Annotated in this window: 13 protein-coding genes and 1 tRNA gene; 10 read left to right on the plus strand and 4 right to left on the minus strand. The window is 35.1% G+C overall.

Annotated features, from left to right (window positions below):
* Positions 1-3: 3 nt before the first annotated feature.
* Positions 4-1,179 (minus strand): phage portal protein, encoded by a 1,176-nt coding sequence (locus tag ACICP1_RS04840; protein ID WP_265042034.1) that lies wholly within the window; start codon positions 1,177-1,179, stop codon positions 4-6.
* Positions 1,180-1,482: 303 nt separating this feature from the next.
* Here ACICP1_RS04840 and lipB point away from each other — a divergent pair, with 303 nt between their 5' ends.
* Both lipB and ACICP1_RS04850 read left to right on the plus strand, forming a co-directional pair.
* A complete protein-coding gene (gene lipB / locus ACICP1_RS04845; RefSeq protein WP_395461197.1) occupies positions 1,483-2,100 on the plus strand; it encodes a lipoyl(octanoyl) transferase LipB in 618 nt (205 codons plus the stop codon).
* Entirely contained in the window at positions 2,100-3,068 is a 969-nt protein-coding gene (locus tag ACICP1_RS04850) for an LD-carboxypeptidase (protein WP_395461198.1), read from the plus strand. The genes lipB and ACICP1_RS04850 overlap by 1 nt, the downstream gene beginning before the upstream one ends.
* Before the next feature lie 205 nt (positions 3,069-3,273).
* On the opposite strand, the gene ACICP1_RS04855 is transcribed toward ACICP1_RS04850, so the two are convergent.
* Positions 3,274-4,329, minus strand: coding sequence for an ankyrin repeat domain-containing protein (locus ACICP1_RS04855; protein ID WP_395461199.1), 1,056 nt, complete (start codon positions 4,327-4,329; stop codon positions 3,274-3,276).
* Positions 4,330-4,529: 200 nt separating this feature from the next.
* Here ACICP1_RS04855 and dnaE point away from each other — a divergent pair, with 200 nt between their 5' ends.
* From dnaE to ACICP1_RS04885, 6 genes are all read left to right on the plus strand, one after another.
* A complete protein-coding gene (dnaE, locus tag ACICP1_RS04860) occupies positions 4,530-7,850 on the plus strand; it encodes a DNA polymerase III subunit alpha (RefSeq protein WP_395461200.1) in 3,321 nt (1,106 codons plus the stop codon).
* 48 nt (positions 7,851-7,898) lie between these two features.
* Entirely contained in the window at positions 7,899-8,672 is a 774-nt protein-coding gene (gene rpsF / locus ACICP1_RS04865; protein WP_264376165.1) for a 30S ribosomal protein S6, read from the plus strand.
* The gene (gene rpsR / locus ACICP1_RS04870; protein WP_010402759.1) at positions 8,672-8,950 is read left to right on the plus strand and encodes a 30S ribosomal protein S18; all 279 of its coding nucleotides are present in this window, start codon (positions 8,672-8,674) and stop codon (positions 8,948-8,950) included. The genes rpsF and rpsR overlap by 1 nt, the downstream gene beginning before the upstream one ends.
* 3 nt (positions 8,951-8,953) lie before the next feature.
* On the plus strand, positions 8,954-9,478 hold the full coding sequence (gene rplI, locus ACICP1_RS04875) for a 50S ribosomal protein L9 (RefSeq protein WP_395461201.1): 525 nt from the start codon (positions 8,954-8,956) through the stop codon (positions 9,476-9,478).
* A 113-nt stretch (positions 9,479-9,591) separates the two neighbouring features.
* Positions 9,592-10,893 carry an adenylosuccinate lyase gene (gene purB, locus ACICP1_RS04880; RefSeq protein ID WP_395461202.1) on the plus strand — a complete coding sequence of 434 codons (1,302 nt, stop codon included), beginning with the start codon at positions 9,592-9,594 and terminating at the stop codon, positions 10,891-10,893.
* Positions 10,884-10,955 (plus strand) — tRNA-Met (locus tag ACICP1_RS04885). Before purB ends, ACICP1_RS04885 begins: the two co-directional genes overlap by 10 nt.
* Positions 10,956-11,509: 554 nt before the next feature.
* On the opposite strand, the gene ACICP1_RS04895 is transcribed toward ACICP1_RS04885, so the two are convergent.
* Positions 11,510-12,766: an iron-containing alcohol dehydrogenase gene (locus ACICP1_RS04895; protein WP_007302109.1), complete on the minus strand. Its 1,257-nt coding sequence runs from the start codon at positions 12,764-12,766 to the stop codon at positions 11,510-11,512.
* Positions 12,767-12,808: 42 nt separating this feature from the next.
* Between ACICP1_RS04895 and dapE the strand changes: the two genes are divergently transcribed.
* Both dapE and ACICP1_RS04905 read left to right on the plus strand, forming a co-directional pair.
* A complete protein-coding gene (gene dapE / locus ACICP1_RS04900) occupies positions 12,809-14,005 on the plus strand; it encodes a succinyl-diaminopimelate desuccinylase (RefSeq protein ID WP_395461203.1) in 1,197 nt (398 codons plus the stop codon).
* A 440-nt stretch (positions 14,006-14,445) separates the two neighbouring features.
* Positions 14,446-14,736: a hypothetical protein gene (locus ACICP1_RS04905; RefSeq protein ID WP_395461204.1), complete on the plus strand. Its 291-nt coding sequence runs from the start codon at positions 14,446-14,448 to the stop codon at positions 14,734-14,736.
* Here ACICP1_RS04905 and ACICP1_RS04910 read toward each other — a convergent pair.
* The gene (locus ACICP1_RS04910) at positions 14,733-15,161 is read right to left on the minus strand and encodes a hypothetical protein (RefSeq protein ID WP_236607905.1); all 429 of its coding nucleotides are present in this window, start codon (positions 15,159-15,161) and stop codon (positions 14,733-14,735) included. The genes ACICP1_RS04905 and ACICP1_RS04910 overlap by 4 nt on opposite strands.
* Positions 15,162-15,265: the final 104 nt, after the last annotated feature.

Raw genomic sequence — 15,265 nt, forward strand, 5'->3', positions numbered from 1 at the left:
ATATCAATTCAACTTATCACCACCGGGTAACGGTGGCAAGCCAAAAGCTTCTCTTTTTTCATTGAGCGTCATGAAGCTTGCGTTTTGCACGTATTTCCACATCTTTTGTCTTTTCTCCATTAGAATTTCTATCGCGTCTTTATCATATGACAAACATAAATCTTTACCAAACTTGGGCACTAGCCAAGAATTCAGGTGACAGATAATATTTTCTAGCGTTGGTAAAATCGTCTGTTCCCAAAGGGAAAGACGTGCTTCGATCAAATTGCTATAAGTATTATCACCTGGTATGCCAAGCAACTGCGGCGGAACGCCAAAAGCCAGTGCAATATCACGAGCTGAGCTGTGTTTAGACTCAATAAAATCCATATCCCTTGGTGATAAGCTCATTTCCTTCCACTCCAAACCTCCTTCAAGTAATATTGGTCTTCCAGCGTTAACAGGACCTGAATAATGATCATTTATCTGTGCTTTTAAGCGTTGGTACTGCTCTTGACTTAAGTTTCCACCACTTCCATCCTTTTCTGATTTTACAACTATTGCACCACTTGGTCTTGCTCCATTTTGCAGCATTGCCTGATTCCAAGCACCAGCCTGATTATGCTGATCTATACTATATGCAGCTGCCTCAATTGGTGAAAGTCCATACCAATCATTCAAAGGGTTAAAGGTTTTAAGATGCAGTACTGTTGAACGCCCGGTTAATTTATCAACTCTAAAGTCATAACTGTTGTTATTTACGGTATAACGATAGGCATAAGGAACGTTACTTCTCCCTGGAATAATTTCAACCCTATCAGGGCGCAGAAGATAAAGCTCTGTTGGTTTATTCTGCGCCTCAATCATCAATACATAAGAATTGCCATTAACTAATCGATAAGTCACAATCCCTTCAATAAATTCCGATTTTGATGTCATTGGATTAGGAGAATAAAGTAACTTCAGTAATGGATGCGCTTTTAGTTGTGATTTTCCTTGGTCAGTAAGCTGGCAGAGAGTAAAAGGTACCGAAGATGAAGCACTTGCGATCATATTAATTGCTCGAAAGGCAATAACATTTTTTATGTAGCCTTCCTCAGCAAAACTTACATAATCACGCCTACTCCAACTTGGTTCCATCATTAGTTGCAAAGCAGAGTATTCACTGCTTTTCTTTCTTTGAAAAATGTTAAAATTCATATGTGCCTCCTGAAAAATTAAATTTGTTAAAAGATTAAAATTATAGTTGAATTATATCAATTGGTGTTACAAGAATGATATCATCTGAGTAGCTGACACTAGTTCGTTTGCGATAGTGCCATTCAAGTAGCCCATATTTGTCATCCAAGTAGCTTGACACTAGGATCCATCTTTTTATACAATTTAGTCAAATACGTTCCTTTTAGCGTAAAACAGCTATGCTTACCAGTTCAGTGTGCTATCTACAATCAAATTTCTGGATTCCAGACTGGAATGACATTGATAGACCTAAAGAAATAGAATATGACAGAATGGCTAATATCTAACCAACTTATTGATTATAACAATGCTGTAGAATTCATGGAAGCAAAAATTCAACAAATTTACAATAATTTATCTGACGAGCTAGTATGGCTACTCCAGCACCCTCCACTTTATACTGCAGGAATCGGTGCAACAGATGATGACATTATTGAAAAATTATTTCCTATATATAAAACAGGTAGGGGTGGTAAATATACATATCACGGACCAGGGCAGCGCATTATATATTTAATGCTAAATCTTAAAAAAAGAAACAAATGTGACATAAAACTATATATCAGAGACCTAAGTAATTGGATCATAAATGTTTTAAAACACTTTAATATACTTGGGGAATTTAAGGAAGATAGAATAGGCATTTGGGTGAACAACAACGGAGTAGAAGAAAAAATAGCAGCTTTTGGCATTCGCTTGAGAAAATGGGTAACTTATCATGGCATAGCACTTAATGTCTCTCCAAACCTTTCCCACTATAAGGGTATTATTCCTTGTGGACTAAAAGATTACGGCGTTACATCAATGGAAAAACTAGGAGTAAAAGTTTCTCTTTGCGAATTAGATGATATATTAAAGCAAGAGTTTCATAAGATATTTTAATGTATTCCTTTATTCTTTATTTTCTATGCCTTTTACTCACTAATCCTGCACACACAATCAATCAAGTTGATATTATTGCTCCTTCTTCGAAAGGAAAAGAATCAGATCTGTCTACTATAAGAGAATACGTAAAAACTTTGGGTTTTAATCCTCATATTTCGGAGAAAATATACAGTAATGACAACCCATTTTATTCTAACTCTGATGAGTTTAGAGCGAATGATTTGGTTAATGCGCTCACTGATGATAGCAAAATAATTTGGTGTATCAGAGGAGGAGAAGGGGCTTCTCGGCTAATTCCTTACCTAGAAAAGCTGCCCAATGATAAAAAAGAAAGAATTGCTCAAAATAAAAAAATTCTTATAGGCTATAGTGATATCACTGCTTTACATATTTATCTACAAGTTAAATACGACTGGCAAACTCTTCACGGCACCATGTTGGAAATGATAGTAAATAACTCTGTTGCTGAAAGCTCTGTTGAAAAATTAAAAGAATTAATTCTTAACCAACGCAACTCTATCAGATTTGACAACTTAAAGATGATAAATAATGGAGTTAGACTAAAAAATGGCAGATTAGAGTCTAAAATCATCGGTGGTAATATGACTTTGGTTGAAAACAGTATAGGAACTGCTTGGCAAATAAACGCAAAAAACAAAATTCTATTTTTAGAAGACATAAGAGTTTATCCATATTCAATTGAGCGCAGTCTAGATCACCTAAAACAAGCTCATATTTTTGATGGAGTACATGCAGTAATATTCGGTGACTTTGTTAACTGTTATAATGATAATCTTGTTGAAATTGTAAAAGAAAGGTTTGCAAAAAGTGTTAACTTTCCAGTATTTACAATGAAAGGAGTAGGCCATGGACATATAAATGACCCTTTACCTCTCAACACTCACACTATCATCAGCATTCAAAACGAGAAGGAGTTTATGGATGTGCAACAGTTATACAAGTAGCTTTATCTCACACTCCTTTCATTCCAGCACTTTCCCTTCAACCATTCAAGTAGCCCTCCTTCTTGTCATCCCAGTGCCTAGACACTGGAATCCAGATCAAGTACGGCTATTATCCAAATAACCCTTCGTTGTTATTCAAGCAGCCCCTTCATTGTCATCCCAGTGCCCAGACACTGGGATCCAGGAACCTGCGTCACGCGCTCTACTATGAAGGAATGCCAGTAACTCCCTGCTGTTCATTTATTGAGTTGACAATTGGTTTTTCTGCTCCATCAACTTTAGTACTAGGCTTTAGTAATTCATATGTAGCACAACCAACTACCAGTGCTGCTGCTGTAACTGCAACCACTGCTATAACTATAGGTATCAACTGAGCTGTAATTGTTCCAGTTGTAAAAAGTGCCACTGCTATGGCAGTGCCTAATAATGTAGTTACTCCACCGGCAATCATTGATTTATTACGTGCTTTCACAATCATTGCCTTATTATTATGTTCTTCCACAAAAGAACGTCCTCCTGCGTCTAATAGAGCTTTTACTAAGTCTTGATTCTTAGCATAATCTAAAGGAGTCTTTCCATATAAATCTACTGCATTAACATTTGTTCCTTCTTGTAATAAAATCCCTACTATACCTACGAGACCATTCTTAGCATCATTATGTAAAAAAAGAGGTTCTTTTAAACCAAAATCTACTCCTCTTCCGAAAAAAAACTCTGTTATCTTTTTGTGACCATACAAAGCAGCATAGTGCAAAGCAGTGCGATTCGCACTATCTTTCACATTAACATCTGCTCCTTTTGAGATTAAAAACTCTACTACCTCTTTGCGACCATACAAAGCAGCATGGTGCAAAGCAGTGCTATTCAACATATCTTTCGCATTAACATCTGCTTCTTTTGAGATTAAAAACTCTACTATCTCTTTGCGACCACACAAAGCAGCATAGTGCAAAACAGTGCGATTCAACATATCTTTCGCATTAACATCTGCTCCTGCTTCGAGTAAAACCCCTACTGTCTTTGTGTAACCATTCTGAGCAGCTATAATTAATAACTTCTGATTTCTGCGTAGGAGAATATCAAATGCATCATTTACATCAAATTCATCTTTCTCCCACTCTTGATATAGACCTTGATCCTGTTTCTTTAGTTCTTCTTGTATTTCCTCAATTATATTATCTTTTATATTATCTGTATTTAAGCCTTCCTTAACCTCAATCGTCCTCAGTACTTTTTTCAGTAATTCATATTCTCCTGTCATGATTTTACCTTCAATATTAAACGATATGTTTAATTATTACATGATTATGATAAAAAGTCAATTAAAACAAGCTAATAACCGGGATTGTGAATAGTAAATTAGATTCAAATAGCCTCTTTGGTGTTATTTCAGTGTTAGACCTTTTCATATCCCTACGAGCAAATTAATGTTATCCTTTTATTGCTAATCTAAAGTTTTTTATGTTCATACACTTGCGTGTTCATAGCGTTTATTCTCTGCTTGAGAGTTCGGTTAAAATTGAGGAGCTGATTGGTCTTTGTTTGCAGAACAAAATGCCGGCAGTTGCAGTTACTGACTCAGGTAACTTATTTGGCTCACTTGAATTTGCAGAATATGCAGCAAGTAGGGGAATACAGCTAATAATAGGATGCAATATTATCGTTCGACACTTAGAACAAAATTTATCAATACTGCTACTTGCAAAAAATGAACAAGGGTACACTAATTTAGTCACCTTGGTGAGTGAGTCTTTTAAAAAGTGCAAGAATAACAGCGATATTCCTTACGTTGATTTTGATGAGCTATTAAATTTAAGTTCAGGCCTAATCGCCTTAACTGGTGGATATGACGGCATATTGGCTCAACTGTTATTGAAGCAAGATAAAGAAACGATAAAAAGACTGCTCTCAGCATTCGATGGTCATTTATATGTTGAATTGCAGCGTCATGGGCTGAATAAAGAGCTAGAGCTTGAAGAAGCTTTAATAGATTTTGCTTATCAGCGCAATATACCACTAGTTGCAACGAATGATGTGTTTTTTCCAAATAAGTCTGACTATGAGGCTTATGACATATTAACGTGCATATCAGAGGGCAGTTATGCCCTGGAGAATAACAGAAAGAAGTTAACTACCGAGCATTACTTCAAATCTGTGGCAGAAATGGAGGAACTGTTCAGCGACATTCCCGAAGCAATTCATAACACTTCAGTGATAGCTAAGCGGTGCTCTTACATGCCAAGAAGCAGGCAGCCTATCTTGCCTAAATTTCCTTGTCGAGAAAATAAAACTGAGAATGAAGAACTGAGGGAGCAGGCAGTTGCAGGATTAGAATTCCGCATTGCAAATGAAACGGACATAGACCTTAAACAATACTACGATCGGCTGAATTACGAACTAAGCGTAATAACTTCGATGAACTACGCTGGCTACTTTTTGATAGTTTCTGATTTCATTCGTTGGAGCAAAGCAAATGGCATTCCAGTTGGACCGGGAAGAGGTTCTGGTGCTGGATCGATTGTTGCTTGGAGCTTACAAATTACAGATCTTGATCCAATAAAGTTTGGTCTGATCTTTGAAAGATTTTTAAATCCTGATCGTGTATCGATGCCTGACTTTGATATCGATTTCTGCCAAGAGAAAAGGGACCTGGTTATTGATTATGTTCAGAAAAAGTACGGTTATGTTGCTCAAATAATCACTTTTGGAAAATTGCAAGCAAGGGCAGTATTGCGTGATGTTGGTAGAGTATTGCAAATGCCTTACTCTCAAGTGGATAAAATATCTAAAATGGTTCCATTTAATCCAGTAAATCCTGTAACTTTATCGCAAGCGATAGAGCTTGATCAAAACCTACAGAAAGAACGAGATAGTGATGAGGTAATTGCAAAGCTTCTTGATATATCACTAAAGCTCGAAGGAATATATCGTCACGTTTCAACTCATGCTGCTGGAATTGTAATATGCGATCAAAAATTAGAAAATTTTGCTCCCGTCTATTATGATCCAAATTCGGCTCTGCCAATCACTCAATACAGCATGAAATATGTAGAGAAAGCTGGGTTAATAAAATTTGATTTTCTTGGACTTGGTACGCTAACACTAATAGATCATGTATGTCGTTTAATTAATCGTGATGAAAAAAAATTTGATATTTCCTCGGTTTCTTTGATTGATCAAAGAACCTATGAAATGCTCTCAAGAGGTGATTCAATCGGAGTGTTTCAGCTTGAAAGTTCGGGAATGAGAGAAGCTTTAATCAAACTAAAGCCAGACTGCATTGAAGATATCATCGCTTTAATTTCTCTTTATCGCCCAGGGCCTATGGATAACATTCCAACTTATGTTGCAAGAAAGCATGGACTTGAAAAGCCAGATTACATTCATCCATTGCTTGAGGAGGTGTTAAAAGAAACATTCGGAGTAATAATCTACCAAGAACAGGTAATGGAAATAGCGCGTATTCTCTCTGGATATAGCCTCGCAGAAGCAGATTTACTCAGACGTGCCATGGGTAAGAAAATTAAGGCAGAGATGGATAAACAACGTGAACTTTTTGTTCAAGGAGCAACAAAAAACGGTGTTGATTACGACAGGGCAAGTTATATTTTTGATCTTGTTGCAAAATTTGCTGGTTATGGATTTAATAAATCCCACGCTGCAGCATATGCGATTATATCTTACCAAACAGCTTACCTTAAGGCTAACTACCCGCTAGAATTTTTTACGGCCTTGATGAATCTCAACATTGATGATAGAGACAAACTGAATTTGTTTTATCATGCTGCAAAATTCAGTGGAGTTGCTGTTCTTTCGCCTGATATCAGCAAATCTAAGGCTGAATTTTCAATAGAGGGTGAGCACATACGCTACGGAATTGCTGCTTTGCGTAATGTTGGTTTTGCTACAGCAGAAGGAATAGTAAATGCACCTTATAAGGACATATGGGAATTTATTCAAAATTCTGGTCATATGATAAATAAGAGGGCGCTAGAAAGCTTAATTAAATCTGGAGCTTTCGATAGTGTGCACAAAAATAGAAAGCAGTTATACGAGTCAATAGACACATTGATTTACTTTGCAAATAAAAATAGGCAGTCAAATCAAGCTGCTTTATTTGGTAATCTTGATATTCTGAAGCCAAAACTTGAGAACGTGGAAGATTTTAATGAAGAGGAAAAATTAGAGCATGAGTTATTTTCATTGGGATTTTACTTAACTAATCATCCACTTGAAAAGTTTAGAACTCTCTTGAAAAAATTAAATATTGGGTTTATCGGAGAGAGTAAGACGATAAAAACTGCTGGTGTAATATTAAATGTGCGTATGAGAACCTCAGAACGTGGAAGATTTGTTATCCTAACACTTTCTGATCCCCACAATGTTTCTGAAATAGCATTCTACAATAATGAAATAATAGAAGAAAAAAGGAATCTATTTTCACCTGGAGCATTTGTGATAATTGATCTTGAAATTTCAGAAAACACAACGAGACTATCAGGAAAGGACATATCTGAATTTACAGAAAAGGTTACTTCTCTAATGAAAGGATTAGTTTTAACTGCTGTATGTGCAGACTCGCAAAAAGTTGCTGAGGAGTTGAATTCAGTGTTGAAAAATGGAGGCAAAACCAAAATAATGCTAAAGTTTCTTCTCGAAAAACATAAAGTCAGCATCTTGTTGCCAGGTACATATTCAATCACCCCCCAAGCTATTTATGAAATATCTCACTTAAGTTGGATTGAAGGCGTAGAAATTAATACAAATAACTTGCTTATATAAAAAAGTTTTATATAATAAAGTGTTTAATTGATATTAAAGGAAGATATAGTGAATCTCTATGAATTTACTTTTATAGCACAACCGAACTTATTGCAGCAAGAAGTAGAAGAAATGGTCCAAGAATTGGCTATTTTGTTGAAAAATATTAAAGCAGATGTTATTTCTCAGGAGGTTAAAGGTCTCATAGAAAGAGAACATAGCACAGTTACAAAACAAGAGCTAGAGGCAAGTACTGAAAGTATTAAAAAAAGTCTGATTGTTTACTCTGATTTTTTTGAAACTCTGACAAAAATTTTATGGGTTGAATTGGAAGAAGATTTTTCAAATTTAAAAGAAATAAAGTCAAGAATCGATAAAGAATTGAAAAATGAACTAAGTGATACGGGAATAAAACAAAATTTTATGGACCTTCCAGGAGCTAACACTAAAAGTGCATTTATCTATAATGTAGTAAATGCTTTTAAGGAAAATATTTCACAACATCTAATAAAGCCCCTTCAAGAGGTTTTAAAAAGTTTTAAAATAGTAGACTCAAATCAATTGAGTAAAACGCTGGAAGTGCTTTTGAAAAATATTGAAGCTTCAGGATTGATAAAATATGAATATTGGGGTCTATTGGATTTTGCATACCCAATAAATAAGATGAAAAGTGGTCATTACTGTATGATGTGTATAAGTTTTACTTCAAGCATTATGGATGAATTTGAGCGTAGAGTAAAACTGAATGAGAATATTATTCGCCACTTGTCTGTACGGGTTAATGAGTTTTTTAAAGGTAAATCTTATATGCTGGATAAACAAATTGAGGAGAAAAGTGCATAATGATGAAAAGACGAAATAGTTTTAATAATTCTTACGTGTCTGTAAATAACAGAACTGGCTTTAGGCGTCCTAAGGTCTGTCCTCTTACTGCATCTAAAGATGAGGACATAGACTATAAGAATATAGATTTATTGTCCAAATTCACCTCTGACTATGGTAGAATATTACCTAGAAGGTTAACAGGTGTGTGCGCAAGAAAACAAAGAAAGTTGCGCTTAGCAATTATAAGAGCACGCTTTTTAGCTCTTGCTCCTTACTGTACTAAAAAAGTTAGGTAATTTATGTTAATAATTTTAAAGGAAAATATAACAACTTTAGGTAAGCTTGGTGAAGTTGTCAAAGTTAAGCCAGGTTATGCACGTAATTTTCTTTTTCCACAAAAAAAGGCGATGAAAGCCACTAAGGAAAATTTAATAAAGTTAGAGGAACAGCGTTTATTATTGGAAGAAGAAAATATCAAAAAATTAAATGCAGCAAAAGTGCTTGCATCATCACTGCATGATAAATTTATTATATTAATAAAACAAGCTTCAGAGGATGGAAAGATTTTTGGCTCTGTAACCACACGTGAAATTGCAAAAACTTTATTACAAGAAGGATATGATATAAGTCATCATAGTTTATCTTTTGGTGGAATAAGTATCAAAAATTTGGGCGAGTATCAAGTAAATATAGAATTACATAGTAAAGTGATAGTTCAAATTACTATATACGTTGTAAGATCTGAAAAAGATGCACATGAATTGAGGCAAGTAAAGTTGCAAAATCAGAAATCTGAGCAACAAGAAGATACAAATAACGAATAGCAGTGAATAAAATATTTCAACTACTCTTGTCATTCCAGTGCCTTTTTTTTTCTGTCGTCCCAGTGTTACACACTGGGGTCTAGCATGTTCAAAGATAAGACAGGGATCATCTAATGATCCCACGCTATAGCCGCAAAGAAATGTCTTCCATTTGGGAAGAAAAAAATAAGTTTAATATATGGCTCAAAATAGAAAAATTAGCGTGTGAAGCTCAAGCAGAGTTAGGAGTGATCCCAAATAGTGTTGCTCAGAAGCTCTCTGATGTTATTGAATTTGATATTGAACGTATTAATGAAATTGAATCCATTGTAAAACATGATGTTATAGCTTTTTTAACATATTTTGCTGAAGAAGCGGGAGTTGATGTTCGTTATCTTCATTATGGAATGACAAGTTCTGACGTTTTAGATACATGCCTTGCGGTTCAGTTAAAAGAATCATGTGATATTTTGCTCGAAAATTTAAAAAATATACTTGCAGCACTGAAAAAAAAAGCTGAGGACTATAAAAATATTGTTTGTGTTGGGCGCAGTCATGGAATGCATGCAGAATCAACAACTCTTGGATTAAAATTTGCTAGATTTTATGCTGAATTTAAACGCAATTATCAGAGATTAATTAGCGCGAAAACAGAGATCTCGATTTGTAAAATATCAGGTGCAGTAGGTAATTTTTCAAATGTTGATCCGTTTGTCGAAGAGTATGTAGCGAAAGAAATGGGACTTATACCTGAAACCATATCGTCTCAAGTCATTCCTCGTGATAGACACGCAATATTCTTTTCAGTTTTAGGAGTGATTGCAAGTTCAATAGAGAATATTGCCGTTGAAATACGTCACTTGCAAAGAACTGAAGTTGGAGAAATTTCTGAGTATTTTTCCACTGGTCAGAAGGGAAGTTCTGCTATGCCGCATAAGTGTAATCCTATTTTAAGTGAGAATTTGACTGGGCTCTCACGCTTAATACGCAGCTATGTTTTTCCTGCATTAGAAAATGTTGCATTATGGCACGAACGAGATATATCGCACTCATCTGTGGAAAGATGCATTGCTCCTGATGCTTGTATAGCAATGGATTTTGCTTTAGTACGATTAACAGATTTGATAGATAAATTGGTGATCAATAAGGAAAACATTGAAAAGAACTTAAATTCTTCAAAAGGCTTGGTTTTTTCACAACGAGTATTACTCGAGTTGGTAAATAGTGGTTTGGCGAGGGAAGAGGCGTATAAAATTGTTCAGAGCAATGCAATGAAAGTGAAACAAAACAATAGTGATTTTCTGGCCGAACTGAAACAAGATAAATCCTTACTTGAAGTTATTAACTCTAAAAAACTTGAATCTTTGTTTGATTTGAAGTATTATACGAAACATGTAGATCATATATATAGCAAGGTTTTTAATGAGGCTGAGTAGCTCAGTGGTAGAGCAGGAGGATCATAATCTCTTGGTCGGGGGTTCAAATCCCTCCTCAGCCACTCAAGCTAAGCTATGGTTTGGCGATAGCAGCGCATTTGACAAAATAACGTGATTCATTGTCAATTAACTGAAGTTTTTTTTCAGTTGTTCATATAGTATATGGAATAATGTATGTGAAGTGATAAAGATACAACATTTGTTGTATCTATTCAGGGGAATGGCTAATGGTATCCGTTCAAGAAAGTGTTAAGGTAGATGAGAAAAGACAACTAAATGAATTTCATCCGAGTAGCTGACACTGGCATCTATATAAAGACAATCTAATGCACTCATTTAAAGTGAAGTTTTCTGGATCCCAGTGTCTAGGCACTGGGATGACAAGAAAAGAGTTGACTTGAATGACACCGAATAGGTACTGGGACAGAGGCTACTTGAATAATATTTCACCATGTCATTCCAGCACTTGATGCTGGAATCCAGAAGTTTTTTGAGCACAAAAGTCATGCTAAGTTTTTGTTGTTAAGAAAGGCTGGATAGCTACTTGCATGACACCATTTGTTACTGTGTTTTTGTCTATCTTATTTTGCTACCCTACTGAACGAATACACAAAATCTAACTTTTTTCTATACAACCAGCCAGGTCAAGAAAGGTGAATCTATCTCTTGTTGCAAATGTAAGATTGACTACCTTGCAATATTGCTCTTTGTTCCAATTAAGATGCTCCGGTAAGTACGGAATTGATAGATCTTCAAATACTTTCTGCAGGTGTTTTGCAGATAGTAAATTTTGCTTAATTAAACTAGAAATATTACTCCATTCTTTGCAAATAATCTCTTGAATTTTTTGCTGCATCATTTGCTTCTGCTTTAGAATTTTTATAAATTCGGTATTACCAAAGCACTGAGTTATATGTTTTACATCTAAAGTGATCGGTTTGGTAATCGGGTTTCGTATTGACAATATCTCCTCTTGCAAGTTAGCCATGGTAATCGTTGTCACAGCAATTTTTTCCCCATGTAACGAGGAGGAATAATCCTGTGTTACCATCTCAATTGCATGAGCTATCATATGTTCTCCTTGACTTGCAGAGTAACTGCCTTTTGACATCACCATTCCGAGTCCTGAAATCAATAAGGCTTCCATAAGTAATAAAACTACTCTTTTATCTTTTTTAGCAAGTGCCAAGTGTTCTCTGAGCAAAATTTCCTCCAGATTGCGAACAAGTTTAAAGGGGAGTTCATTATATTCTGTGCCAAGTAATAGATGAGATAATAGCCAATCGGCTTGTACTGTTGAACGGCAGATGAAATCTGCAAATCCACTTAATGTGAGGCGTAGTGGTGCATTGGCAATTATATCGGTATCAATGTATATTGCCTTTGGAAGATGTGCTCCGAACGATTTTTTATATCCATCAACTAATATTGAAGCGTTTGCAGAGCTATATCCATTCATGGAAGCAGCTGTTGGAAAGGATATGTAGTCTTTGCCTTCTAAATAGCTTGCGTACTTACAGATATCATTAACAGTGCCACTGCCAAATGCAACCATTAAGTCACTATCTTTTGCTTTATTTCTAACTAGGTTTACAGCTTGGAGAGAAGCAGCTCTGTTCAGTCTATTTGGTGTCATCCAAGTAGCGTGACACTGCGATCCATCATAGTCACGCGCTGGAATGACAGGTGTGGCTGGAATAATTAAATGAGAAACTTTATTAAGTATGTTTTTGTTTAAAAGTTTTGCTGTATTTTCATCTGCAATCAGAAAAATGTCATTTCCATATTGTCTACATATTTCATAGATATTATCAGCAACTTCCCTAATAAGAACTTGTTCTGTGTGCTGTAATATTTGTTTTAAATATCGCATAGAATGTTTACAATACGGTAATGTTAGTATTTCAAGATTGATATGAAGATTGACCCTGTAGAACTAACTAAGAAATTAATTTCTTTTAAAAGTATAACACCAAAAGACGATGGGGCAATAGAGCATATAGCAGCCATTCTCAAGAAAAGTGGTTTTGAATGTGAGATTTTAGAGTTTGGTGATAAAGTTAAAAATCTTTATGCGAAATATATAAATGGAGTACCAAACTTGTGTTTTGCTGGACATGTTGATGTTGTACCACCAGGTGAGTTAAAAGATTGGATATCTGATCCATTTAAGCCAGAAATTAGAGATGGAATGCTATATGGAAGAGGAGCAGCTGATATGAAAAGTGGAATAGCCGCATTTATTGCTGCTATCGTAGATTCAGTTGCAGGTAAGTTTCGATTCAGCGGTTCAATCAGTGCATTGATTACCAGCGCTGAAGAAAGCACGGAAGAACATGGAACAAAGGCCGTTTTGGAATGGATGAAAAGCAAGCAAAAAAAGATAGATTTTTGTATAGTTGGAGAACCAACGAGTAGTGAGAAATTAGGTGATACCATAAAAATAGGTAGAAGAGGTTCTGCAACATTTAAATTGATTTGCCATGGTAAACAAGGGCACGTTGCCTACCCAGATCTAGCAGATAATCCAATATATAAAATGGTATCGATACTAAGTAAGATAAAAGATATCACTTTTGATACTGGTAATAAATATTTTCAGCCTTCACATTGCGAAATTACTACTATCGACGTTGGAAATAATACTAATAATCTAATACCTAGTTCAATAGCAGCAGGTTTCAATATTCGATATAACAACATACAGACGCTTGACGGCTTATATAAGCTGATTGATGAAATATGCTCTAGTGTAACTAACGATTATAAACTGTCTATGCAGAGCAGCAGAAACGTTTTTCTCTCTATTCCTGATAGAAATACTGATATTATGCTTGATGCGATAAATAAAATTACCGGCATTGATGCTGTGCTGAGTACAAATGGTGGCACATCTGATGCTGCGTTTATTAAGGATATTTGTCCAGTAATTGAATTTGGTATGATCAACAAAACCGCACATCAGGTAAATGAATGCGTATCAATAGACGATATACATAAATTAACAGCTATATATAAGGAGTTTATAAAAAATTATTTTTACCCCACTAATAAAATATTAAACCAGATCAATGTAATTGGTAATACGCCTGATGGTCCATTATTAGCTTGAGGTGCAGTTGCATAGAGAAGAAAACTTACTAGACACATTTTACCAGCCCCTTATTATAATATTAAGGGTATTTTTGACTCAAAACTTGTCTTTGATCTGTGCAAGCTCAATAACAAAAACTCAGTAAAAAGCTTATTGGCGAAAATTATCTGTTCAGCAGAGTGACAAAATAAGATAGACAAAAAGGGTATAAGAACAAATAGTGTCATGCAACACTGGTGTTTTGTACACAAAACGTTGTAAAGCGCTTTTGTCAACCTGGATCCCAGCTCGGATAACAAGAAAAGAAGCACTGGTTTCACATAGATCTGAATAGATATAATTTCTTAAACATTTATAGCTCACATAAAACCCGGTCTGACTGTCATAAAGGCTACTCATTGCAGCAGACAACTTTCGCACTACTTCAAATTCTAATTTTCAACTTAAAGAGGTACATAATGTCAAATAACTTCAATTTCAAAGAATTTTTTTACCATCACGAAGCAAATAGCACTTTAGATGATATACAAAGGTACTGCATACTGTGGCAATCAGTGATATCACAGGCAATGATTGATGCAGCAAGTAACTGTAAAAAAACAGAAAGCTTGATAGAGAAACGTAAAGCAATTTCCTGGCTATCAGACTTCAGTCAAGATTTTGTTGAAACATGTATACTGGCTGATTGCGATTCGTTATACGTAAAAAACAAAATACAGCCAATTCTAAAAAAGATAAAGCCCTTTTAATGAGGTTTACCCCTCTCACCAAGAAAAATATCATTTAATCTTTTTTCTATAGCTTCATCTATATCTTGGATTAATAGCTGCTTTATCATATTCACTTTCCGTTCTGCCTCTTGAAGATTATTGTTACCGTAACTGTTCTTATTACTATAACCATAACTACTGCCATTTGGTTTATTACTCATTTTTCTTCTTGTGCTGAGTATCTGAACTATCTTCTCCTTGAAAAAAGACTTCCAGCCTGTGCCAGAAAATAATTTGTAGAGAAAATGCGGAGTAAGAAACGCTACTAATATTCTAATAGAAACTCCATAACCCAAATCATCTCTATTTTCATAATACCATTTTAAATATTGATACAAATGGTAAAATGCATTTTTGAAAGAGCTAAACTCTACAGTATACCAAAAACCATTGGTGAGAAACATAAGCATAATGCTCGATGTATAAAGATACAGAGTGAAAAGAAATAGCTTGACAACTATATCTTTCAAGCTGCCCAGTATGTAATTAAATAACCTTAATTTATAAA

Origin of the sequence: Wolbachia endosymbiont (group B) of Ablattaria laevigata (genome assembly GCF_964277395.1) — a bacterium.
Lineage (GTDB): Bacteria > Pseudomonadota > Alphaproteobacteria > Rickettsiales > Anaplasmataceae > Wolbachia.

Coding starts and splice junctions, on each gene's coding strand:
- ACICP1_RS04840 (WP_265042034.1), bottom strand. CDS start 1,179: ATGAATTTTAACATTTTTCAAAGAAAGAAAAGCAGTGAATACTCTGCT.
- lipB (WP_395461197.1), top strand. CDS start 1,483: ATGACAGAATGGCTAATATCTAACCAACTTATTGATTATAACAATGCT.
- ACICP1_RS04850 (WP_395461198.1), top strand. CDS start 2,100: ATGTATTCCTTTATTCTTTATTTTCTATGCCTTTTACTCACTAATCCT.
- ACICP1_RS04855 (WP_395461199.1), bottom strand. CDS start 4,329: ATGACAGGAGAATATGAATTACTGAAAAAAGTACTGAGGACGATTGAG.
- dnaE (WP_395461200.1), top strand. CDS start 4,530: ATGTTCATACACTTGCGTGTTCATAGCGTTTATTCTCTGCTTGAGAGT.
- rpsR (WP_010402759.1), top strand. CDS start 8,672: ATGATGAAAAGACGAAATAGTTTTAATAATTCTTACGTGTCTGTAAAT.
- rplI (WP_395461201.1), top strand. CDS start 8,954: ATGTTAATAATTTTAAAGGAAAATATAACAACTTTAGGTAAGCTTGGT.
- purB (WP_395461202.1), top strand. CDS start 9,592: ATGATCCCACGCTATAGCCGCAAAGAAATGTCTTCCATTTGGGAAGAA.
- ACICP1_RS04895 (WP_007302109.1), bottom strand. CDS start 12,766: ATGCGATATTTAAAACAAATATTACAGCACACAGAACAAGTTCTTATT.
- dapE (WP_395461203.1), top strand. CDS start 12,809: ATGAAGATTGACCCTGTAGAACTAACTAAGAAATTAATTTCTTTTAAA.
- ACICP1_RS04905 (WP_395461204.1), top strand. CDS start 14,446: ATGTCAAATAACTTCAATTTCAAAGAATTTTTTTACCATCACGAAGCA.
- ACICP1_RS04910 (WP_236607905.1), bottom strand. CDS start 15,161: ATGTTTCTCACCAATGGTTTTTGGTATACTGTAGAGTTTAGCTCTTTC.